19 protein-coding genes, 1 tRNA gene and 1 pseudogene are annotated in these 20,023 nt (G+C 62.4%); 12 read left to right on the forward strand and 9 right to left on the reverse strand.

The window, feature by feature from the left end; translation table 11 throughout:
- Positions 1-46: 46 nt before the first annotated feature.
- Genes R6G97_RS15610 through R6G97_RS15620 form a run of 3 tightly spaced genes read right to left on the reverse strand, consistent with a single transcriptional unit; the run spans position 47 to position 1,071 of the window.
- Positions 47-376 carry a hypothetical protein gene (locus R6G97_RS15610; RefSeq protein ID WP_317847201.1) on the reverse strand — a complete coding sequence of 110 codons (330 nt, stop codon included), beginning with the start codon at positions 374-376 and terminating at the stop codon, positions 47-49.
- On the reverse strand, positions 373-747 hold the full coding sequence (locus R6G97_RS15615) for a phage holin family protein (RefSeq protein WP_043206723.1): 375 nt from the start codon (positions 745-747) through the stop codon (positions 373-375). The genes R6G97_RS15610 and R6G97_RS15615 overlap by 4 nt, the downstream gene beginning before the upstream one ends.
- A gap of 9 nt (positions 748-756) precedes the next feature.
- Positions 757-1,071 carry a DUF883 family protein gene (locus R6G97_RS15620; protein WP_043206722.1) on the reverse strand — a complete coding sequence of 105 codons (315 nt, stop codon included), beginning with the start codon at positions 1,069-1,071 and terminating at the stop codon, positions 757-759.
- Between the two features lie 289 nt (positions 1,072-1,360).
- Between R6G97_RS15620 and R6G97_RS15625 the strand changes: the two genes are divergently transcribed.
- The 4 genes from R6G97_RS15625 (at position 1,361) to R6G97_RS15640 (ending at position 4,186) form a co-directional block, all read left to right on the forward strand.
- On the forward strand, positions 1,361-2,569 hold the full coding sequence (locus tag R6G97_RS15625; RefSeq protein WP_090343860.1) for an ammonium transporter: 1,209 nt from the start codon (positions 1,361-1,363) through the stop codon (positions 2,567-2,569).
- 73 nt (positions 2,570-2,642) lie between these two features.
- Complete coding sequence (locus R6G97_RS15630; protein ID WP_043206719.1) at positions 2,643-2,879, forward strand: glutaredoxin family protein; 237 nt, start codon at positions 2,643-2,645, stop codon at positions 2,877-2,879.
- 63 nt (positions 2,880-2,942) lie between these two features.
- Positions 2,943-3,251 (forward strand): transcriptional regulator, encoded by a 309-nt coding sequence (locus R6G97_RS15635; RefSeq protein WP_070573380.1) that lies wholly within the window; start codon positions 2,943-2,945, stop codon positions 3,249-3,251.
- Between the two features lie 50 nt (positions 3,252-3,301).
- Positions 3,302-4,186 carry a pseudouridine synthase gene (locus R6G97_RS15640; RefSeq protein ID WP_102081933.1) on the forward strand — a complete coding sequence of 295 codons (885 nt, stop codon included), beginning with the start codon at positions 3,302-3,304 and terminating at the stop codon, positions 4,184-4,186.
- A 77-nt stretch (positions 4,187-4,263) separates the two neighbouring features.
- Here R6G97_RS15640 and R6G97_RS15645 read toward each other — a convergent pair whose 3' ends face one another.
- The 3 genes from R6G97_RS15645 to acnA form a co-directional block, all read right to left on the reverse strand.
- The gene (locus tag R6G97_RS15645; protein WP_043206714.1) at positions 4,264-5,829 is read right to left on the reverse strand and encodes a methyl-accepting chemotaxis protein; all 1,566 of its coding nucleotides are present in this window, start codon (positions 5,827-5,829) and stop codon (positions 4,264-4,266) included.
- Between the two features lie 198 nt (positions 5,830-6,027).
- Complete coding sequence (locus tag R6G97_RS15650) at positions 6,028-6,804, reverse strand: CPBP family intramembrane glutamic endopeptidase (protein ID WP_043206713.1); 777 nt, start codon at positions 6,802-6,804, stop codon at positions 6,028-6,030.
- A 109-nt stretch (positions 6,805-6,913) separates the two neighbouring features.
- On the reverse strand, positions 6,914-9,655 hold the full coding sequence (acnA, locus tag R6G97_RS15655; RefSeq protein WP_090343865.1) for an aconitate hydratase AcnA: 2,742 nt from the start codon (positions 9,653-9,655) through the stop codon (positions 6,914-6,916).
- Between the two features lie 277 nt (positions 9,656-9,932).
- On the opposite strand from acnA, the gene rlmM reads away from it, so the two are divergent.
- From rlmM to pdxB, 3 genes are all read left to right on the forward strand, one after another.
- Positions 9,933-10,997, forward strand: a complete 1,065-nt coding sequence (gene rlmM, locus R6G97_RS15660) for a 23S rRNA (cytidine(2498)-2'-O)-methyltransferase RlmM (RefSeq protein ID WP_317847202.1) — start codon at positions 9,933-9,935, stop codon at positions 10,995-10,997.
- A gap of 105 nt (positions 10,998-11,102) precedes the next feature.
- Positions 11,103-11,345: a sulfurtransferase TusA gene (gene tusA / locus R6G97_RS15665; protein ID WP_043206710.1), complete on the forward strand. Its 243-nt coding sequence runs from the start codon at positions 11,103-11,105 to the stop codon at positions 11,343-11,345.
- Between the two features lie 57 nt (positions 11,346-11,402).
- Positions 11,403-12,545 (forward strand): 4-phosphoerythronate dehydrogenase PdxB, encoded by a 1,143-nt coding sequence (gene pdxB / locus R6G97_RS15670; RefSeq protein WP_102081932.1) that lies wholly within the window; start codon positions 11,403-11,405, stop codon positions 12,543-12,545.
- A 144-nt stretch (positions 12,546-12,689) separates the two neighbouring features.
- On the opposite strand, the gene R6G97_RS15675 is transcribed toward pdxB, so the two are convergent.
- Entirely contained in the window at positions 12,690-12,863 is a 174-nt protein-coding gene (locus R6G97_RS15675) for a PA1571 family protein (RefSeq protein ID WP_167358070.1), read from the reverse strand.
- A gap of 263 nt (positions 12,864-13,126) precedes the next feature.
- Here R6G97_RS15675 and R6G97_RS15680 point away from each other — a divergent pair, with 263 nt between their 5' ends.
- The 4 genes and pseudogenes from R6G97_RS15680 (at position 13,127) to mqo (ending at position 18,703) form a co-directional block, all read left to right on the forward strand.
- Positions 13,127-14,890 (forward strand): ABC transporter transmembrane domain-containing protein, encoded by a 1,764-nt coding sequence (locus tag R6G97_RS15680; protein WP_090344035.1) that lies wholly within the window; start codon positions 13,127-13,129, stop codon positions 14,888-14,890.
- Between the two features lie 763 nt (positions 14,891-15,653).
- Positions 15,654-15,812 (forward strand): annotated as a pseudogene (locus tag R6G97_RS24985) (HAMP domain-containing protein); the annotation flags it as partial.
- A gap of 171 nt (positions 15,813-15,983) precedes the next feature.
- Positions 15,984-16,697, forward strand: coding sequence for a methyl-accepting chemotaxis protein (locus R6G97_RS24990; RefSeq protein ID WP_390483911.1), 714 nt, complete (start codon positions 15,984-15,986; stop codon positions 16,695-16,697).
- 419 nt (positions 16,698-17,116) lie between these two features.
- Positions 17,117-18,703 carry a malate dehydrogenase (quinone) gene (gene mqo, locus R6G97_RS15690; RefSeq protein WP_043206707.1) on the forward strand — a complete coding sequence of 529 codons (1,587 nt, stop codon included), beginning with the start codon at positions 17,117-17,119 and terminating at the stop codon, positions 18,701-18,703.
- 206 nt (positions 18,704-18,909) lie between these two features.
- On the opposite strand, the gene R6G97_RS15695 is transcribed toward mqo, so the two are convergent.
- Positions 18,910-18,986: transfer RNA gene (locus R6G97_RS15695), tRNA-Pro, on the reverse strand.
- Between the two features lie 82 nt (positions 18,987-19,068).
- On the reverse strand, positions 19,069-19,290 hold the full coding sequence (locus R6G97_RS15700) for a YgdI/YgdR family lipoprotein (protein WP_043206706.1): 222 nt from the start codon (positions 19,288-19,290) through the stop codon (positions 19,069-19,071).
- A gap of 179 nt (positions 19,291-19,469) precedes the next feature.
- Between R6G97_RS15700 and moaB the strand changes: the two genes are divergently transcribed.
- A complete protein-coding gene (gene moaB / locus R6G97_RS15705) occupies positions 19,470-20,009 on the forward strand; it encodes a molybdenum cofactor biosynthesis protein B (protein WP_317847204.1) in 540 nt (179 codons plus the stop codon).
- Positions 20,010-20,023: the final 14 nt, after the last annotated feature.

Genomic DNA, 20,023 nt, shown 5'->3' on the forward strand with positions numbered 1-20,023 from the left:
AGCTTCCCGTGTCGGGCGCGCCCGTGCAAGCAGCGGGCGCGATCGATCAGGGGCGTCGACTGTTGCGCAGGAACAATCGCACCAGCGGTGCCAGGCTAGTCCCCAGGCGCACGAGTCTGCCGAGGTTGCCGCTGCGCACGCCTTTGCCGGTGAGAAATCCCAGGGCGACCACAGCGCCCAGGCCCCAGAGCGGCGCATGCTTGATCCCCAGCCCATCTTGCAATGAATCGCCTATGCCACGCAGGCGGCGGACCGGCTCGAGCAGTTGCGCCGATTCGTGGTGGATCTGTTGGCGATGCATTTCAAGGCGCAGGCGCAGTAACGCCTTGCGCAGTTCACGGGGATTACGGGTGTTGGGCAGTTCGGGCAGGCTCATGGCAATAGGCGCTCCCTGTCCTTGGCGAGTTCTTCGAGGGTGGCACTGAAGGGGGACGACTCATCGAATACCGCCGCTTTCAGGCGCAGCCCACAGTACAGGGCGGCGATGCCGTAGAACACGCACAAGCCGATGATGCCGGCCAGGCGATAGCTGTCCCACAGCAACACCAGCACCAAGCCCGACAGGGCCGTCAACAGCAGGAGGGCGAAGACCAGGGCGAGGCCTGCGAACAGCAGCAGGCTCAGGGTGCGGGATTTTTGTTCCTGCAACTCGATGCCGAACAGCTCGATGTGGCTGTGCAGCAGGCCGAGCAACGCCGCGCCGAGGCGCTTGCCGGATGCGCTGGTGCCGGGGGCGTCGTTTTCCATGCTCACCCCTTAGCGTCGACTGGCCAGCAGGCCGATCAACAGGCCAACGCCGGCGGCAATGCCGATGGCCTGCCAAGGGTTTTCCTGGACGTATTGCTCGGCGCTGCCCAAGGCTGCCTGGCCACGTTCGCGGACCGAGTCCTGTGTCAGTTGCAGGGTTTCGCGGGCCTGGGCCAGACGGTCATGAAGCTGTTCACGCAGTTCGTCGGCCTGGTCGCCTGCCAGGTTGGCGGTGTCGGCGAGCAGCTTTTCGGTGTCGCGCACCAACGCCTGGAAGTCAGCCATCAGTATCTCTTGAGCAGTCTTTGCCGGTTTGCTGGCCATGGAGGCTCTCCCTGTAAAAGTGTGTGGCTATTTCGAGTGATGGGGTTGGCGGAAGGTTCAGTATGGCCGCTGGTACGGCCCTTGCTACCTCACGGAGCGTGGCCGCGCCGAATGCGTGCGCGGGCCATGCGATACCGATAAACCTTAACCCAATCCACGACAAACCCAAGAAAAAACCACGCAGGTCGCGCCCGGCTCACCGAAATAGGGCAAAGGCCTGGCACCGAATCGGTGCAGGGATGCGGGCTCTTGAACTGTCCTGGTGCCTTTTCAGCAGGTCTGCCTATTCATGGAAAACATGCACAGCGCGATGGACTCCCTCGTTCACGGCTCCAATACCTTGTTCCTCCTCATGGGCGCCATCTTGGTGCTCGCCATGCATGCGGGATTTGCCTTTCTGGAGGTCGGGACCGTACGTCACAAGAATCAGGTCAACGCTTTATCGAAGATCCTCAGCGACTTCGCGGTCTCGGCCTTGGTGTACTTCTTCGTGGGTTATTGGGTGGCCTATGGCGTGAGCTTCTTCCAGCCCGCCGCAACGCTGGCCGACGACCACGGTTATGCATTGGTCAAATGCTTCTTCTTGCTGACGTTTGCGGCGGCGATCCCGGCGATCATCTCCGGCGGCATTGCCGAGCGCGCTCGCTTCGTGCCGCAGCTGTGCGCCACGGCCTTGATCGTGGCGGTGGTCTATCCGCTCTTCGAAGGCGTGGTATGGAACGGCAACTTCGGGCTGCAGGCTTGGTTGCAAGCGCGCTTCGGAGCACCGTTCCATGACTTTGCCGGCTCGGTGGTGGTGCATGCCATGGGCGGCTGGCTGGCGCTGGCGGCGGTGCTGTTGCTCGGTGCACGCCGTGGGCGCTATCGCGAAGGGCGCCTGGTGGCCTTCGCACCGTCGAGCATTCCATTCCTGGCATTGGGGTCATGGATCCTGATCATCGGTTGGTTCGGCTTCAACGTCATGAGCGCCCAGACCCTGCAAGGGGTCAGTGGGTTGGTGGCGATCAACTCGCTGCTGGCCATGGTCGGCGGCACCTTGTCGGCCTTGCTGGCCGGGCGTAACGACCCGGGCTTTCTGCACAACGGCCCGCTGGCCGGATTGGTGGCTGTGTGTGCCGGTTCGGACGTCATGCACCCTGTCGGAGCGCTGGCCACGGGTTTGATCGCTGGCGTGCTGTTCGTCTGGTGCTTCACCGCGGCGCAGAACCGCTGGAAGATCGACGATGTCCTCGGGGTCTGGCCGCTGCATGGCCTATGCGGCCTCTGGGGCGGTATCGCCTGCGGCATTTTCGGGCAGATGGCCCTCGGCGGGATGGGGGGCGTCAGTCTGGGCAGTCAGTTGGTGGGCAGCCTGGCGGGCGTCATCGTGGCGTTGGCTGGTGGTTTTGCGGTCTATGGCCTGATCAAGCGGGTACACGGGCTGCGTCTTAGCCATGAGCAGGAATTCCAAGGCGCAGACTTGTCGCTGCACCGCATCGGGGCGACCAATCAAGATTGACGCGCGTCAGATGCGCGGGAGCAAGCATGGTCCTAGAATGGGTATCCCGTTCCCGCAGACTCGAGGCGTGTCCATGCTGCCTGAATGCCAACTGTTCGGCACCTTGGGGTGCCACCTGTGCGAAGTCGCCGAGGCCATGCTGATGCCGTTCATCGAGCATGGCTTGTTGGTGGAGCTGGTCGATATCGCTGAAAGCGAGGCGCTGTTCGAGCGCTATGGGCTGCGCATTCCGGTACTTCGCCGGTGCGATACCGGCGCCGAGCTGGGCTGGCCGTTCGATGCCGAGCAAGTCGTGGCGTTTCTGGGGTGAGCCGTTGACGCAGGCTTGGGCGAATCCGTATGCTGTATATAAATACAGTATACGGATTCGCCCATGTTCAACGTCGAGCAACTGAAGTACAGCGTCAATCGCATGCCGCCCGAGCAGGTATGCGAGGCCGTGCTGGAACTGCGCCTCGAAGGCTTGGTGACCGACGACCGGACTCCGTTCGGCAAAGTCCATTTCAACACCTGTTTCGCTGAGATCGAGGCGTTGTTCCAGCGCGCGGGTTATCACCGTGCGCTGGATGTGGTGGGTTACCAGGGGCTGATCTATGCCCTTTACGATCCCGCCCGCTGGGAGCCAGTGCAAGTACTGCGCTGGCTCAAGGAGCGCACTGAACTGCAGGCCAAGGCTGGTTGAGCCTGTAGCCATGGGGGATAATGCCCGCCTTTGAATTCCCGAGCCCTGTCATGACCGCACCTTTCGACCCTGCCCATCAGCAAGCCAGTACTGTCTGCCTGCCTCCGGGCTCCTGGCAAACCGTGCTCGATTGCCTGTGCGAGCACTTCAAGGGGATCGATCGTGAACAGTGGTTGGACCGCTTCGCCCGGGGGCGGGTGCTGGATGCACAAGGGCAGCCCATTGCGGCGGACTTTCCCTACCGTCGGGGCATGCGCTTGCACTACTTTCGCGAAGTGCTCAATGAAAAGCCGATTCCCGTACAGGAGTCGATCCTGCATGTCGATGAGCATCTGGTGGTCGCGGACAAACCGCATTTTCTGCCAGTCACGCCGACCGGCGAATACGTCGAACAGACCTTGCTGCGCCGCCTGATCCGCCGTCTGGATAACCCGCATCTGGTGCCGTTGCACCGCATCGACCGGCATACCGCGGGCCTGGTGCTGTTTTCCGCCAATCCGCAGACCCGCAGCGCCTATCAACGGCTGTTTCCCGAGCGGCGTATCGACAAACGCTACCAGGCCATAGCGGCGGCACTGCCTGAGCGCGAATTCCCTTTGGTGCACCGTAGCCGCCTGGTGCATGGCGAACCCTTCTTCCGCATGCATGAGGTGGACGGTGTGGAGAACAGCGAAACCCTTGCCGAAGTGCTGGAGAAGAACGGCAAGCTGTGGCGCTACGGGCTCTCACCGGTGACAGGCAAGACGCACCAATTGCGGGTGCATATGGCGGCGTTGGGTGCCGGTATCTGCAATGACCCGTTCTATCCGCAGCTTTCGAAGGATGAGGACGACTACCAACGCCCCTTGAAGCTGCTGGCGCACAGTTTGCGTTTCCAGGATCCCCTGACTGGGGAGATGCGTTACTTCGAGAGCCGACTCTCGCTGGATTGGTGAAATCTGTCGGGGTGAGGGCAAGCCCGCGCCTACAGGTTGGTAATGCACCTGTAGAGACGGGCATGCGCCGACGTGCATCAGCGGTTGAAGCGTTCCACCAGTGAGTACTGACTACCGGCGGTGCTGGTCAGCTCTTCACTGAGCAAGGCAGAGCGCTGGGCCTGTTCGGCAGTCTGGTCGGCCAGATCGGCAATGGTGCTGATGTTGCGGCTGATCTCGTCGGCCACAGCGGTTTGCTCCTCGGTGGCCGCGGCGATCTGGGTGGCCATGTCGGTGATGTTGGCCACTGCTTCGCTGATACCTATTAGGGCCTGGTCAGCCTCCATCACCCGCTCCACGCCTTCCTGGGCCTGACGATGGCCATTCTCCATGGTCTGCACCGCATTGCTGGCGGTCTGCTGCAACTTGGCGATCAGGTTGTGGATTTGCCCGGTGGACTCTGCGGTGCGCTGAGCCAGCTGGCGGACTTCATCGGCCACGACCGCGAAGCCACGACCCATCTCACCTGCACGGGCAGCCTCGATGGCGGCGTTGAGGGCCAGCAGATTGGTCTGATCGGCGATGCCTTTGATCACATCGACTACGCCGCCGATCTCGTCGCTGTCCTTAGCCAGTTGGGTGACGGTCTGCCCGGTTTCGCCGACGGCTTGGGAAAGGCGAGAAATGGCCTCGCGGGTTTCTCCGGCGATCTGCCGACCCTGGCTGGTCAGTCGATTGGCCTCTTGGGTCGCATCGGCGGTGCGCTGCACATGGTTGGCCACCTCCTGGGTGGTGGCAGCCATCTGGTTGACTGCGGCGGCGACCTGCTCGGTCTCGACTCGCTGACGCTCCAGGCCGGTGGAGCTCTGATGGGCCAGAGTGTCGGACTCGCGTGCCTGGTCGCTGAGTTGCTCGGCGCTGTCCTGCAGGCGAGTCAGGCAGGTCTTCATGCGGGCGTCCTGGCTGAGCATGGCCATTTCCAGGCGCGCCTGTACACCCCGGCTGTCGGTGTACATCTGTGCAATCAATGGATCGGAAGTGGTCTGTTCGGCCAGGCGCAGCAGGCGCTTGAGGCCGCGCTGTTGCCAGCTCAGGCCGAGCAGGCCCAGCGGCACCGACAGGCCGGCAGCCAGGGCGAACCCCCAGGAGTGGCCGAGCCAGTTGCCGATCAAGAAGCCGATCTGGCTGACCAGGATGAATGGCAGCCAATCCTGTAGGACAGGCAGCCACTTGTCGCGGCGTGGAATCGCGGGCTTGCCTTGGTTGATGCGTTGATACAACGCCTCGGCGCGGCGGATCTGCTCGGCCGTGGGCTTGACCCGCACCGACTCGTAACCGACTACCTGGTTATTGTCGAAGATGGGCGTGACGTAGGCGTTGACCCAGTAGTGATCGCCAGACTTGCAGCGGTTCTTGACGATCCCCATCCACGGCAGGCCCTGCTTGAGGGTTTGCCACATGTGGGCGAACACCGCCGATGGCACATCGGGGTGGCGGACCAAGTTGTGAGGCGCTCCCGTCAGTTCCTCGCGGGAGAAGCCGCTGATATCGATGAACGCATCGTTGACGTAGGTGATCACCCCCTTGGCGTTGGTGGTGGAGATCAACCGCTGTTCAGCAGGAAACGTCCGCTCTCTCTGGGTAATCGGTTGGTTGTTACGCATGAGGTTCAATCCGCAAGGCTTTGAATCCGTATCGGCCAGCCGCCGGTTTTATTGAATGTTTATTTAATTTACTTGATCTGGCGCAATGAATGGCACCCAGGCTTGAGTAAAGAAATTCGGTTTTTTCCAATCAATTGGCGTCTATATTGCCGATTTTTTACGGTTTTGTGACGCGCTGGTCCGATCATGACCGATTGTTTAGCCAAGTGCCAGCATCGGATAGCTAAAGCCTGCAAAGTGGACAAGGTTCAGACCGAAATGGCAAAGCACCGCCGCCATCAACCCGCCCCGGCGGTAAGCCAGGCCGTAACCGATGCCGGCGAGACTGGCCAGGCAGAACCACTGCCATCCCGCTCCCAGGTGGGCCAGGCCAAACAGTAATGCGGCGGCGAACAGCGCCAGAGACTCATGGCCCAATAGCCGTTGCAAGCCACCTTGGATGTAGCCACGGAACAGCAACTCCTCAGTGAGGCTGACCAGGAGCAGGTTGTTCAGTAGCCAGAGCCAAGCCTGATCCGGCCATTTCGGTGCCCAGGTCACTACACCAAGCGCCCAAGCGCCGCCGAGGCACACGAGCACGGTAGGCGGCAGGATGAATGCCAGACTGGTGCTCCAAGCGGCCCCGCGCCAGGCCAGCACCCATGGGCACGTCAACAACAGCCAGAAGCCGATCAACGGCTTGTCGAGATTCAGGTACATGGAAAAGGGCAGGGCGCCGTCGCTGAAGGTCGCTTGGTCGATCACCTTGGCGCCCTGGAAGCCAGGTAGCCAGTGCACTGCCAAGGCGATGGCCAGGACGATGAACAGCACGTGCCCCGCCACTTGTTGCCAGCGCACCGCACGGTGCGCCAGCAGGGCGGCGCAGATCAGGGCGCCAAAGGTGGGCAGACTGGACAGGCCCAGGCTGCCATGGATCAAGGCCAGGCCGTAACCGAAACAGAGCGGGATCAGTGCGGGCCAGGAAAGCGGATACATGCGAATTCCTTGTCATGACGTCGTCGAAATCCTTTCGACTGCCCAGGTGGCGCTCAGGACACCACCTGGGTTCGCGTCGGTGATGGGGCTCAGGCGCCCCGATGTCCGATCAGGCTGCGATCAGCTGGCGCAGCACATAGTGCAGGATGCCGCCTGACTTGAAGTACTCCACTTCGTTCAGGGTGTCGATCCGGCACAGTACTTCGGTTTGCTGCTGCTGCCCGTCCTCGCGGGTGATACGCAGCGCCAGAGTCATGCCGGGGCGCAGCTGCGCGTCGGTGAGGCCCTGTACGTCGATGCGCTCCTTGCCGGTCAACCCAAGGGTCTTGCGGTTTTCGCCGGCCCTGAACTGCAACGGCAACACGCCCATCCCCACCAGGTTGGAGCGGTGAATACGTTCGAAACTCTCTGCCAGCACAGCCTTGACACCCAGCAGGTTGGTGCCCTTGGCGGCCCAGTCGCGGCTGGAGCCTGTGCCGTACTCCTGGCCGGCGATCACCACCAGCGGGGTGCCTTCGTCCTGGTAGCGCATGGCCGCGTCGTAGATCGACAGCTTCTCGCCGCTGGGTACATGCAAGGTGTTGCCGCCCTCTTCGCCGGCGAGCATTTCGTTGCGGATGCGGATGTTGGCGAAAGTACCCCGCATCATGACCTCATGGTTGCCGCGTCGTGAGCCGTAGGAGTTGAAGTCCCTTGGCTCCACGCCCTTGCTGCGTAAATAGCGACCGGCGGGGCTTTCGGCCTTGATGTTGCCTGCCGGGGAGATGTGGTCGGTGGTCACCGAGTCGCCGAGCAGCGCCAGGATGCGAGCGCCCTGGATATCGCGGACCTGTGGCAGCGGGCCGCCGATCGTGTCGAAGAACGGTGGATGCTGGATGTAGGTGGAGTCGTCCTGCCAGACATACGTGGCCGCCTGAGGCACTTCGATGGCTTGCCATTGGGCATCGCCGGCGAAGACTTCGGCGTATTCCTTGTGGAACATGGCGGTGTCGACCTTGGCCACGGCCTCGGCGATTTCCTGCTGGCTGGGCCAGATATCGCGAAGGAATACCGGTTGGCCATCCTTGCCGATGCCCAGTGGGTCACGTGTCAGGTCGGTGCGCACGCTGCCGGCCAGGGCGTAGGCCACCACCAGGGGCGGAGAGGCCAGCCAGTTGGTCTTGACCAGCGGGTGCACACGGCCTTCAAAGTTGCGGTTGCCCGAGAGCACCGAGGCCACCGTGAGGTCGGCGCTGCCAATGGCCTGCTCGATGGCGTCATCCAATGGGCCGGAGTTGCCGATGCAGGTGGTGCATCCGTAGCCGACCAGGGCAAAGCCGAGTTGGTCGAGGTAAGGCGTAAGGCCGGCTGCCTTGAAGTAGTCGGTGACCACTTTGGAACCCGGAGCCAGGGAGCTTTTCACCCAAGGCTTGCGGGTGAGGCCTTTCTCGACGGCTTTCTTGGCTACCAGGCCGGCCGCCATCATCACGCTGGGGTTGGAGGTGTTGGTGCAGGATGTGATGGCGGCGATCACCACTGCGCCGTCACGCAAGGTGTGGGTCTGGCCGTCATGGGTATAGTCGATTTCCCCGGCCTGGTCGGCATTGCCCACGGCCACACCGCCGCCTCCTTCGCTTTCCAGGCGTCCGACCTCCTTGGCCAACGGTTTGGGCTGCAGTTCGATGAAGCCCTCGAAGGCCTGGCTGACCTGCGACAAGGCCACCCGGTCCTGTGGGCGCTTGGGTCCGGCCAGGCTGGCTTCGACATCGTGCATGTCCAGCGACAGGGTATCGCTGAAAGCCGGTTCATGACCGGGCACACGCCACAGGCCCTGGGCCTTGCAATAGGCTTCGACCAACTGCACTGCCTCTTCCGGACGCCCCGAAAGACGCAGGTAATCGAGCGTCACCTGGTCCACCGGGAAGAACCCGCAGGTGGCGCCGTACTCCGGAGCCATGTTGGCGATGGTGGCGCGGTCGGCCAAGGGCAGGTCGGCCAGGCCATCGCCGTAGAACTCGACGAATTTGCCCACCACCCCCTTCTTGCGCAGCATCTGGGTGACGGTCAGCACCAGGTCGGTGGCGGTGATGCCCTCGCGCAGCTTGCCGGTCAGCTTGAATCCGATCACCTCGGGAATCAGCATCGACACCGGTTGGCCAAGCATCGCCGCTTCGGCCTCGATGCCGCCCACACCCCAGCCGAGCACGCCCAGGCCGTTGATCATGGTGGTGTGGGAGTCGGTGCCGACCAGAGTGTCGGGGAAGGCATAGGTACGGCCGTCGGCTTCACGGGTCCAGACGGTGCGGCCCAGGTACTCCAGGTTGACTTGGTGGCAAATGCCGGTGCCCGGCGGCACCACGCGGAAATTGTCGAAGGCGCTCTGGCCCCAGCGCAGGAAGGCGTAGCGCTCACCGTTGCGCTGCATCTCGATGTCGACGTTCTGGGCAAAGGCGGCGGGACTGGCGTAACGGTCGACCATCACCGAGTGATCGATCACCAGATCCACCGGGGACAACGGGTTGATCCGCTGCGGATCGCCACCGGCCTTGGCCATGGCGGCGCGCATGGCAGCCAGATCGACCACCGCGGGCACGCCGGTGAAGTCCTGCATCAGGACCCGTGCGGGGCGGTACTGGATTTCCCGATCCGAGTGACGCTCGCCCAGCCAGCCGGCCAGGGCGCGTAGGTCATCGCCGGTGACGGTCTTGCCGTCTTCCCAGCGCAGCAGGTTCTCCAGCAGTACCTTGAGCGACATGGGCAGACGCTGCAGGTCGCCGAGCTGCCGGGCAGCCTCGGCGAGGCTGAAATAATGATAGGTGTGGTCGGCCACCTTGAGGGTCTTCAGGGTCTTCAGGCTATCGAGCGAGGGCATTGCCAACTCCTTCTGCGCCGGTGTCCGGTCATTCCCGCTTCGAGTGTGCGGACTTGCCACACAAGCCAGTGGATGCCGGTATCACCGCTCTGTAACGGCCCGTACGCAACGGACCTGGCTGAATGGTCAGGGTAGACTGGTTTGCCGGTCCTGACCCACTTCTGGACAGGTGGGGCATGTCGCAGGTTCCGATCTTCCTTTATCATCGCCGCCCTGCCGGCGCCTGCTTTGCGCCGGATCAAGGCTGGCGATCCAGGCCAGCGACGTGGAGTGAAAGATGAATACCCTGTTCATGCATTGCCGGCCCGGTTTCGAGGGCGAGGTCTGCGCCGAAATCAGCGAACACGCCGCCCTCTTGGGCATTGCCGGCTACGCCCGGGGCAAGCCGCAGAATGCCTGCGCCGAGTTCGTCTGTGCAGAGCCCGATGGCGGCGAGCGCTTGATGCGTGAACTGCGTTTCGAGCGACTGATCTTCCCCCGCCAGTGGGCACGGGGCGCGTTCGTCGAACTGCCGGAGAGCGACCGGATCAGCGTCTTGCTCGAACACTTGGCCGATTACCCGGTGTTCGGCAGCCTGTGGCTGGAGGTGCTCGACAGCAACGAGGGCAAGGAGCTCTCGACCTTCTGCCGTAAATTCGAAGTGCCGTTGCGCAAGGCCCTGCACAAGGCCGGGCGCCTGGTCGAGAATGCCGCAGGGCCGCGCCTGCTGTTGACCTTCATCAGTGGGCGCCGGGTGTTCGTTGGCCTGGCCGAGTCGAACAATTCGGCCCTGTGGCCCATGGGTATCCCGCGGTTGAAGTTTCCTCGCGAAGCGCCCAGCCGCTCGACCCTCAAGCTGGAGGAGGCCTGGCACCAGTTCATCCCACGCGAGCAGTGGGACCTGCGGCTGAACGACGACATGACCGGCGTGGACCTGGGTGCCTCGCCGGGCGGCTGGACCTATCAGCTGGTCAAGCGGGGCATGTTGGTGACGGCCATCGACAACGGCCCAATGGCAGAAAGCCTGATGGAAACCGGTCTGGTCCAGCACCTGATGGCCGATGGGTTCACCTGGCAGCCCAAACACACCGTGGATTGGATGGTCTGCGACATCGTCGAGAAGCCTGCGCGCACTGCCTCGCTGATCGAGACCTGGCTGGGGGAGGGGCTGTGCCGCGAGGCGGTGGTCAATCTCAAGCTGCCGATGAAGCAGCGCTATGGCGAAGTACGCCGCCTGCTCGACCGGATCGAGGCAGGCTTCAAGGCGCGCAAGGTCAAGGTATCGATCGCCTGCAAGCAGCTCTACCACGACCGCGAAGAAGTCACTTGTCATCTGCGCCGGCTGGACCTCAAGTCGCGTTGATCGACCACAGGCCTGGCCAGCGCCCACCGTCGTGGAGCTGGCTCGGCCCTCTTGGACCCCGTCGTCCGATGCGCGACAATGCCCCATCATTTGTGGAGCCCCCCCATGACCGAATTCACCCCTGACGCCATCCTCGATGCCACCGGCCTGAACTGCCCGGAGCCGGTGATGATGCTGCACCAGCACGTGCGTGACTTGGCGGCCGGTGGCCTGCTCAAGGTCATTGCCACCGATCCCTCCACCCGCCGCGACATCCCCAAGTTCTGCAACTTCCTGGGCCATGAGCTGCTGGAGCAGCAGGAGCAGGCCGGCACCTACCTGTACTGGATCCGCAAGAAGGCCGACTGAGCCTGGATCGCGCACCGCAATAGGGCCTACACTGCGCTCCCCTCACAGGAGAGCGCCATGCTGATAGTTGCCGACGAGAATATCCCGCTGCTCGATGCTTTCTTTGCCGGGTTCGGCGAGATTCGCCGCTACCCAGGCCGCAGCATCGACGCCGCCTGCGTCAAGGACGCCGATGTGCTGCTGGTGCGTTCAGTGACCCAGGTCGACCGGCGACTGCTCGAAGGCAGCCAGGTGCGTTTCGTCGGTACCTGCACCATCGGCACCGATCACCTGGACTTGGACTACTTTGCCCAAGCAGGCATTCACTGGAGCAGTGCACCAGGTTGTAACGCCCGTGGCGTTGTGGATTACGTGCTGGGCAGCTTGCTGACCTTGGCCGAGCTCGACGGTGCCAAGCTCAGCGAGCGGGTTTATGGCGTCGTCGGCGCAGGGCAGGTCGGTGAGCGCCTGGTGCGGGTGCTGCATGGCCTGGGCTGGAAAGTGCTGGTCTGCGATCCACCTCGCCAGGCGCGGGAAGGTGGGGACTTCGTCAGCCTCGACACTCTGCTGCAAACCTGCGATGCAATCAGCCTGCACACTCCACTGCAGCGCGATGGCGAGTACCCCACCTGGCACTTGCTGGGCGCCGATCAGTTGGCGCGCCTGCGCCCTGGTACCTGGCTGATCAATGCCAGCCGTGGCCCGGTGGTGGACAATCAGGCCCTGCGCGAGCTGCTGCTCGATCGCGAGGACGTGCACGCGGTGCTCGATGTGTGGGAGGGCGAGCCTCAGGTGAGCCTCGACCTGGCCGACCTGTGCACCCTGGCCACGCCGCACATCGCCGGCTACAGCCTGGACGGCAAGCAACGGGGTACGGCGCAGATCTATCAGGCGTTCTGCCGCTGGCGGGGGGAGCCGGAGCAGGTGCAATTGTCTGAACTACTGCCTGCCCCGGCGCTGGCGCAGATCGATCTGGACGCCAGTTGTGACCCGGCCTGGGCATTGGCGACGCTGTGCCGTGCGGTCTATGACCCGCGTCGGGACGACGCCGATTTTCGTCGAAGCCTGAGCGAAGACCCCGCTCAACAGCGCGCCGCATTCGACCTGTTGCGCAAGCACTACCCACAGCGGCGGGAGATCGAAGGGCTGGCGGTACACCTGCGTGGCGAGGCGCCGCAATTGGCGCAGATGGTCTGCGCGCTGGGTGGTGTGCTGGTCTGATTCGGCAGGTTGAAACTGCGGCGTTTCCATTGCCAGAGGGAGGCTTTCGAAGGGGGCTTTTCCTTCAAGCGGGTTTCGAGCAGACACCAACGGGCGTGCAAATAAAAACCCGGCGCATGCGCCGGGTTGTAAGGAATGCTTGGCTCAGGCCTTTTTAACGCGTTCGACCCGGCTTTGCTCCAGGTCCTTGCAGGCCTTCTGGATCATCTGCTCGGTGATCGGGATTTCCCGCCCCTGTGCATCGATGATCGAACCACAGACCTGAGGTTGTGGTGGGTTGGGGGCCTTGGGTGTTTCACTGCCATGTTGCAGGCTCATTTCCTGTCTCCTCATCAGGTTCAAGCTCAGGATAAACCGTTGCCGTGACTGCCTTGTGACATATCCCTTGCGTCGCGGCAGGGGTAGTCCACCAGAAAGTTCATGAAAGCTCCAGCTTCGTTTTAGAACGAAAGCGCATAGGGACTGATCTATGCTCCCTTGCACGGCGTCTCGCTTGTTAACGATGGCTGCAGACGCTGTACAGTTCCGCATTGTCCGATGAGTGGTAGGCTGCAGGCTCTTCGCAGTGGATGGCCCCTTTCATGCCTGAACCGGTTTCCGTGCGTCAACGTCGGGCTCTGCGCCTGGCCTGGCAGTTCATCCGTCCTTACCGCAAGCAAGTCGTGTTGGCATTGCTGGCTTTGATCGTGACGGCTGCCATCACCTTGTCCATGGGGCAGGGCATTCGCCTGTTGGTGGACCAAGGCTTCATGACCGGTTCACCGCATCAGCTCAACCAGACCATCGGCCTGTTCCTCGTGTTGGTGCTAGCCCTGGCAGTGGGCACGTTCAGCCGCTTCTACCTAGTTTCCTGGATCGGTGAGCGCTGCGTGGCGGATATCCGCAGGGCGGTGTTCGATCACCTGCTCGGCCTGCATCCGGGCTTTTTCGAGGACAATCGCAGCTCGGAGATCCAGTCGCGGTTGACGGCAGACACCACTTTGCTGCAATCGGTCATCGGCTCGTCGTTGTCGATGTTCCTGCGCAACGCCTTGATGGTCGCCGGCGGTGTGGTACTGCTGTTTGTCACCAACCCCAAGCTCACCAGTATCGTGGTGCTGGCCTTGCCGCTGGTGCTGGCGCCGATCCTGCTGTTTGGCCGGCGGGTACGCAGCTTGTCGCGCCAGAGCCAGGATCGGGTCGCCGATGTCGGCAGCTATGTCGCCGAGACCTTGGGCCAGATCAAGACCGTACAGGCCTATAACCACCAGCCGCTCGATCGCGAACGCTTCGCCGAGACCGTGGAGGCGGCCTTTACCGTGGCCCGGCGGCGTATCGCCCAGCGTGCTTGGTTGATCACGTTGGTGATCGTGTTGGTGCTGGGCGCGGTGGGGGTGATGCTCTGGGTCGGCGGCATGGACGTGATAGCAGGGCGCATCTCCGGTGGCGAGCTGGCCGCGTTTGTGTTCTACAGCCTGATCGTCGGCAGCGCCTTCGGTACCCTCAGCGAAGTCATCGGCGAGCTGCAGCGCGCAGCGGGTGCGGCTGAACGTATTGCCGAACTGCTGGCAGCACGCAGTGCGATCCTGACGCCGGCCCAGCCCAGTGAGCAGGTGGCGGGACGGGCGAGCGGGCACATCGAACTGCGTGAGGTGCACTTTGCCTACCCGTCGCGCCCGGGCGTGGCGGCCATTGACGGCCTGAGCCTGATCATCGAGCCGGGACAGACCGTGGCTTTGGTCGGACCGTCCGGCGCCGGGAAGTCGACCCTGTTCGACTTGCTGCTGCGTTTCTACGAGCCCCAGCAAGGGCAAATCCTGCTCGATGGGCAGGCGATCACTGCGCTGGACCCCACTTGCTTGCGCCGGCAGTTCGCTCTGGTGGCGCAGACCCCAGCATTGTTTCGCGGCACGGTGGAGGCCAACATCCGCTATGGCCGACCCCAGGCCAGCCTGGCCGAAGTCGAGGCAGCGGCGCGCAGTGCCTATGCCCATGAGTTCATTGAGCAACTGCCTCAGGGCTACCAGACACCACTGGGTGAGGCAGGGATCGGCTTGTCCGGTGGACAGCGCCAGCGCCTGGCAATCGCCCGGGCCTTGCTGGTGGATGCGCCGATCCTGCTGCTCGATGAAGCCACCAGTGCCTTGGATGCGCAGAGCGAATACCTAGTCCAGCAGGCCTTGCCGCAGCTCATGGCCGGGCGCACCACGTTGGTCATCGCCCATCGCCTGGCCACCGTGCAGCATGCTGATCGCATCGCGGTGATCGACAAGGGGCGAGTGGTGGCGGTGGGCAGTCATCGTCAGCTCATCGAGCAAAGCCCACTTTATGCGCGCTTGGCTGCGCTTCAGTTTGCAGCGGTATAGCGCGCAATGCGCTTGTAACATTTCTGTAGCAATTGCTTGAGACTATCTAGCTCAACTGTTGCGTAAGTGCTCGACCTGGCTGCTATCGATCGATGGCAGCTTTTTTTTGGCCTGCGAACGAAGACAAGGACGTCTTGTGCGGCAGCCTTCGGCCTGTCGTTTCCCCAAGCCTTGCTTGCGAGATCTCCCGATGTTGCATAAATCCCTCAGAGTGCAAATTCTCACCCTGCTTGGCGGCAGCCTGGTGGCGATGCTGCTGATCGCCTTGGTGTGCTTCCAGTTCCTGTCCGCCAACGTGCGCGGCTATGCCGCGCTGGTCGATGGCCCGTTGCGTGATTCGCAGTTGATCGACGAGGCCAACCTGCAGTTCAAGATCCAAGTGCAGGAATGGAAGAACGTGTTGCTGCGTGGTCGTCAGAGCGCCGAGCTGGACAAGTACTGGCAGCAGTTCCAGGCCCGCGAACAGCAGGTACAACAGTTGCTTGAGCAGTTGATCGGCGCCAGCGACGGTGAGCTCAAGGCGCGATTACAGCACTTGCGCGACAGCCACCGGCAATTGGGCAAGGCCTATGCCCAGGGGCGTGAGGCGTTTCTGGCCGCAGGTGGCGATCCGGTTGTGGGTGACCAGGCGGTGAAGGGCGTGGACCGTGCCGCCAGCGAGCAAATGAGCGAGTTGGTCGAGCATTTGCGAGCCGACGCCCACGAGCGTTCGACAGAACTCAGCGCCGCTGCCCAGCGTACGGTGTGGCTGGGCATGTCGGTGATGCTCGCATCGGCGGTGCTGGTGGGCCTGTTCAGCCTGTGGCTGGTCAACCGCAGCCTGGTCGAGCCGATCCGTGGTTTGATCGAATATGTGGCGCAATTGAGCCAAGGCCGCTTCGGCGCTCGGGTTGACAGCCGTCGACAGGACGAACTGGGCCGCCTGGCCCGTGCCGCCAATACTTTGCGAGACTTCCTGGCCGAGACCGTTGGCCGGCTCAAGGACAACGCCGATGAGCTGGAAACCGCCAGCGGTCAGTTGCGCACCCTCGCCGGGGGAATGGCCCGGGGCACGGATGATCAGTTCCAGCGCACCGACCAAGTGGCCACGGCGATGCACGAGATGTCCGCCACCGCGCAGGAGGTGGCGCGGCACGCAGCCGAGGCTGCGCGGGCGGCAGACGATGCCGACCACAGCGCCCAGGCCGGGGAGCAAGTGATGCAGGCAACCATCGACATCATTGGCGTGGTCAACCGTGAAATTGCTGGCACCGCCCAAGTGATCCGCGAACTGGAAAGCGACAGCACACGTATCGGTAAGGTTCTGGAAGTGATTCGCGGTATCGCCGAGCAGACCAACCTGCTGGCGCTAAATGCCGCCATCGAGGCGGCCCGCGCTGGTGAAGCCGGACGTGGTTTCGCAGTGGTGGCCGACGAGGTCCGCAGCCTGGCCCAGCGCACGGCTGCGTCGATCGCTGAGATCAACCAGATCATCGACGCCGTGCAGTCCGGCGCGGTACACGCGGTCAAGGCTATCGAAAGTGGCCAGCGACGCAGCGAGGAAGGCGCCGAGCAGGTCGAGCAGGCAGGGCAGATGCTGCAGCGCATCACCACGGCGGTGGAGGCGATCCGCGACATGAACCGGCAGATCGCAACGGCAGCTGAGGAACAGACCAGCGTTGCCGAAGATATTTCCCGCAACTTGGTGGAGATCACCCGCATCGCCACGGCCAACCAGCAGGCCGTGCAGCATACCGAGCAGGCAGGCCAACGCCTGCATGGTCTGTCCGGGCAGCTGGCTGAAGTCACCTCCCGGCTCAATGCCTGACCAGGTTCTGGGCCGCTTGGCGGCCCAATCGCCACACAATGCCGTTCACACCGGTTTCGAACCTCTCCCACAATCTTGAGGGGGAAACCCGCCATTTCTCTTCTGGCGACCTGTCCCATGTGGCGGATTGTCGCCAGCGAAACCGCTAAAGATGGCCTGCGACCAAACGTCCTGGCTATTAGTCGTTGGTCTTGGCGTAACTGGCACAACTTCTGCTTAAGGGCGAGCGGGGCCAAGGCCCACGGCAATCCTGTCCCGATCCTTCGAAACCCCAGGCGTTGACCTTCAGCGGTCCTGCTGGCCAGTTGCCGCAGGATGTAGCGTCGCTGACGCGAAGGTCACGTGAGTCAGAACAACAACCGGGCGTGCACAGCAAGGGCAGCGAAAGGCCAGTCACTTCACTTCAATTGGATTGAATCATGAAAAAAATCCTGCTGACGCTCCTGTGCCTGAGCGTCATCGGTTGCTCCAAGCCCGGTGAACCGGAAAAAACGGTCGACGTCCTGCTGATTGGCGGTGGCATCATGAGTGCGAGTCTGGGGACCTACCTCACTGAGCTTGAGCCGGACTGGAAGGTCGATGTGTACGAGCGCATGGACCAAGTCGCCGAAGAAAGCTCCAACGCCTGGAACAACGCCGGTACCGGCCATTCGGCCTTTTGCGAGCTGAACTACACCAGCGAAGGCAAGGACGGCAAGATCGACATCAGCAAGGCGGTCAACGTCAACGAGCAGTTCGAGGTGTCCAAGCAGTTCTGGGCCTATCAGGTCGAGCAGGGCGTGCTGAGCAACCCGAAATCGTTCATCAACAACGTACCGCACATGAGCTTCGTCTGGGGGGATGAGAACATCGCTTTCCTGCACAAGCGCGTCGAAGCACTGCAGCACAGCTCGCTGTTCCGTGGCATGGAGATTTCCGAGGACCACGAGCAGATTCGCAAGTGGGTGCCGATCGTGATGGAAGGCCGCTCGCCCGAGCAGCGGGTCGCGGCCACCCGTATGGCCATTGGCACTGACGTGAACTTTGGCGAGATCACCCGCCAGCTGTTCGCATCCATGACTCGCAACCCGAACGTGCAATTGCACCTGCGCCACGAAGTGCGTGACATCGTGCGCAACGATGACGGTACCTGGAATGTGGTGGTGGCAGACCTGGCCGATGGCGGCAAGCAAACCCGCGTCAATGCCAAATTCGTGTTCATCGGTGCCGGTGGTGGCGCGCTGAAACTGCTGCAGAAGTCCGGTATTCCGGAGGCCGAAGGCTATGCAGGCTTCCCGGTAGGCGGACAATTCCTGATGACCGACAATCCGGACATCGTTGCTCGTCACAAGGCCAAGCTGTATGGCAAGGCTTCGGTCGGCGCGCCGCCGATGTCGGTGCCGCACCTGGACACTCGGGTGATCGATGGCAAGGAGGTGCTGCTGTTCGGCCCGTTCGCGACCTTCTCCACCAAGTACCTGAAGAACGGCTCGCTGCTGGACATGTTCGCGTCGCTGACCAGCCACAACATCATGCCGATGATGCACGCCGGTATCGACAACATCGACCTGAGCACATACCTGATGGGGCAACTGATGCTCAGCTTCGATGACCGCATGAACGCCCTGCGCGAATATTTCCCCAACGCCAAGAACGAAGACTGGAAGTTGCTCCAGGCTGGTCAGCGCGTGCAAGTGATCAAGAAAGATCCTGAGCACGGCGGCATCCTGCAGTTCGGTACCGAAGTGGTCGCCTCCGAGGATGGCACTATCGCAGCGCTGTTGGGCGCCTCGCCAGGTGCTTCCACTGCCGCGCCGATCATGCTGACCGTCCTGGAAAAGACCTTCAAGGATCGCATCAAGAGCCCGCAGTGGCAGGCCAAGCTTCAGCAGATCGTGCCGACTTACGGCCAGAAGCTGAACAACAACCTGGAGCTGACCAACAAGACGCGCGAATGGACCAGCTCGCGTCTGCAATTGCTGTACGTACCTGTGCAGCCCGAGCAAGCGCTGGCCGAGGCGCAGTAACGATGGATTGAAGAACGCCCTGCGGGGCGTTTTTCTGTCATGGCGGGACCAACCTCTTCGCGGGTGACCCGCCTCCACAAATGCAGCGTTGTGCAGGAATGCAGTGTCGGCCGGTGGGGGCAGGGTATATTCGAAAAGGCTGCACCGTTATTTTTTCGGGCACAACAAAAAGCCCGCGCAAGGCGGGCTTTTTGAAAATTAGGATTTGGTCGGAGAGACAGGATTCGAACCTGCGGCCTTCTCGTCCCGAACGAGACGCGCTACCTGGCTGCGCTACACTCCGATGAACAAAATCCTACTGCATCGTATTTTTCAACGCAAGCCCTTGTTGCGAAAAGGGGGTTTTGCAAAAAGGGCCTGTCAGATCACAGCTCTTTGACCGTGCGGATCTGGTCTTTGTTGATGCGTGTACGCTTGCCATCGAGCTGTTCAAATTCGTAGAAACCGGAGTCCTCATCATAAGAGGGGGTATCCACTGCCTGGATCTCGCGGCCGTCGTTCAGCGTGATGACGGTTGGCGATGCGCAACCGGCCAAGGCACCCAGGCCGAGGGCGAGCAGGAAGGCGGGAAGGGTCCGTTGAATCATTGCTTTTCTCCAGTACGATCGTGCTTGATAAGTAGTAGGACGCTCGGTGTCCATGCAAGTTCCTTCTCAGTGCAGCATAGCGGCATTACGCCGGCATTGACGGAGAACAATGCCGGCGTCGCGGCGTGCTGGGCTGTGATATAACAACCGCCATCTTTTTCCTCCTGCGACGCACTCTCATGAAAGCCAAGGCAGACATCCCCTTCGTTGCGCTGAATATCGCGGTGCTCACCGTCAGCGATACCCGTACTTTCGAGACCGACACGTCTGGCCAGCTGTTCGTCGACCGCCTGAGTGCGGCCGGGCATCGACTGGCAGAGCGTGTGCTGCTCAAGGACGACCTCTACAAGATTCGCGCGCAAGTCGCCAGCTGGATCGCCGATGAGCAGGTGCAGGTAGTGCTGATCACCGGCGGTACCGGCTTTACCGGCCGGGATAGCACGCCGGAGGCCGTGGCGTGCCTGCTGGACAAGCAGGTCGAAGGTTTCGGCGAGCTGTTCCGACAGATCTCCGTGGCGGACATCGGCACCTCTACCGTCCAGTCCCGCGCTTTGGCTGGCTTGGCCAATGGCACCCTGGTGTGCTGCCTGCCGGGCTCGACCAACGCAGTGCGCACCGGATGGGACGGCATTCTTGCCGAGCAGCTCGATGCGCGTCACAGGCCGTGCAACTTCGTGCCTCACCTGAAGCAGGCAGCGGCCTGTGACAGCCGTGGTTGAGGTCAAGCAGGCCC

This window comes from Pseudomonas sp. HTZ2 (assembly GCF_033173945.1).
Lineage (GTDB): Bacteria > Pseudomonadota > Gammaproteobacteria > Pseudomonadales > Pseudomonadaceae > Aquipseudomonas > Aquipseudomonas guariconensis.

Coding starts and splice junctions, on each gene's coding strand:
- R6G97_RS15610 (WP_317847201.1), bottom strand. CDS start 376: ATGAGCCTGCCCGAACTGCCCAACACCCGTAATCCCCGTGAACTGCGC.
- R6G97_RS15615 (WP_043206723.1), bottom strand. CDS start 747: ATGGAAAACGACGCCCCCGGCACCAGCGCATCCGGCAAGCGCCTCGGC.
- R6G97_RS15620 (WP_043206722.1), bottom strand. CDS start 1,071: ATGGCCAGCAAACCGGCAAAGACTGCTCAAGAGATACTGATGGCTGAC.
- R6G97_RS15625 (WP_090343860.1), top strand. CDS start 1,361: ATGGAAAACATGCACAGCGCGATGGACTCCCTCGTTCACGGCTCCAAT.
- R6G97_RS15630 (WP_043206719.1), top strand. CDS start 2,643: ATGCTGCCTGAATGCCAACTGTTCGGCACCTTGGGGTGCCACCTGTGC.
- R6G97_RS15635 (WP_070573380.1), top strand. CDS start 2,943: ATGTTCAACGTCGAGCAACTGAAGTACAGCGTCAATCGCATGCCGCCC.
- R6G97_RS15640 (WP_102081933.1), top strand. CDS start 3,302: ATGACCGCACCTTTCGACCCTGCCCATCAGCAAGCCAGTACTGTCTGC.
- R6G97_RS15645 (WP_043206714.1), bottom strand. CDS start 5,829: ATGCGTAACAACCAACCGATTACCCAGAGAGAGCGGACGTTTCCTGCT.
- R6G97_RS15650 (WP_043206713.1), bottom strand. CDS start 6,804: ATGTATCCGCTTTCCTGGCCCGCACTGATCCCGCTCTGTTTCGGTTAC.
- acnA (WP_090343865.1), bottom strand. CDS start 9,655: ATGCCCTCGCTCGATAGCCTGAAGACCCTGAAGACCCTCAAGGTGGCC.
- rlmM (WP_317847202.1), top strand. CDS start 9,933: ATGAATACCCTGTTCATGCATTGCCGGCCCGGTTTCGAGGGCGAGGTC.
- tusA (WP_043206710.1), top strand. CDS start 11,103: ATGACCGAATTCACCCCTGACGCCATCCTCGATGCCACCGGCCTGAAC.
- pdxB (WP_102081932.1), top strand. CDS start 11,403: ATGCTGATAGTTGCCGACGAGAATATCCCGCTGCTCGATGCTTTCTTT.
- R6G97_RS15675 (WP_167358070.1), bottom strand. CDS start 12,863: ATGAGCCTGCAACATGGCAGTGAAACACCCAAGGCCCCCAACCCACCA.
- R6G97_RS15680 (WP_090344035.1), top strand. CDS start 13,127: ATGCCTGAACCGGTTTCCGTGCGTCAACGTCGGGCTCTGCGCCTGGCC.
- R6G97_RS24990 (WP_390483911.1), top strand. CDS start 15,984: ATGCACGAGATGTCCGCCACCGCGCAGGAGGTGGCGCGGCACGCAGCC.
- mqo (WP_043206707.1), top strand. CDS start 17,117: ATGAAAAAAATCCTGCTGACGCTCCTGTGCCTGAGCGTCATCGGTTGC.
- R6G97_RS15700 (WP_043206706.1), bottom strand. CDS start 19,290: ATGATTCAACGGACCCTTCCCGCCTTCCTGCTCGCCCTCGGCCTGGGT.
- moaB (WP_317847204.1), top strand. CDS start 19,470: ATGAAAGCCAAGGCAGACATCCCCTTCGTTGCGCTGAATATCGCGGTG.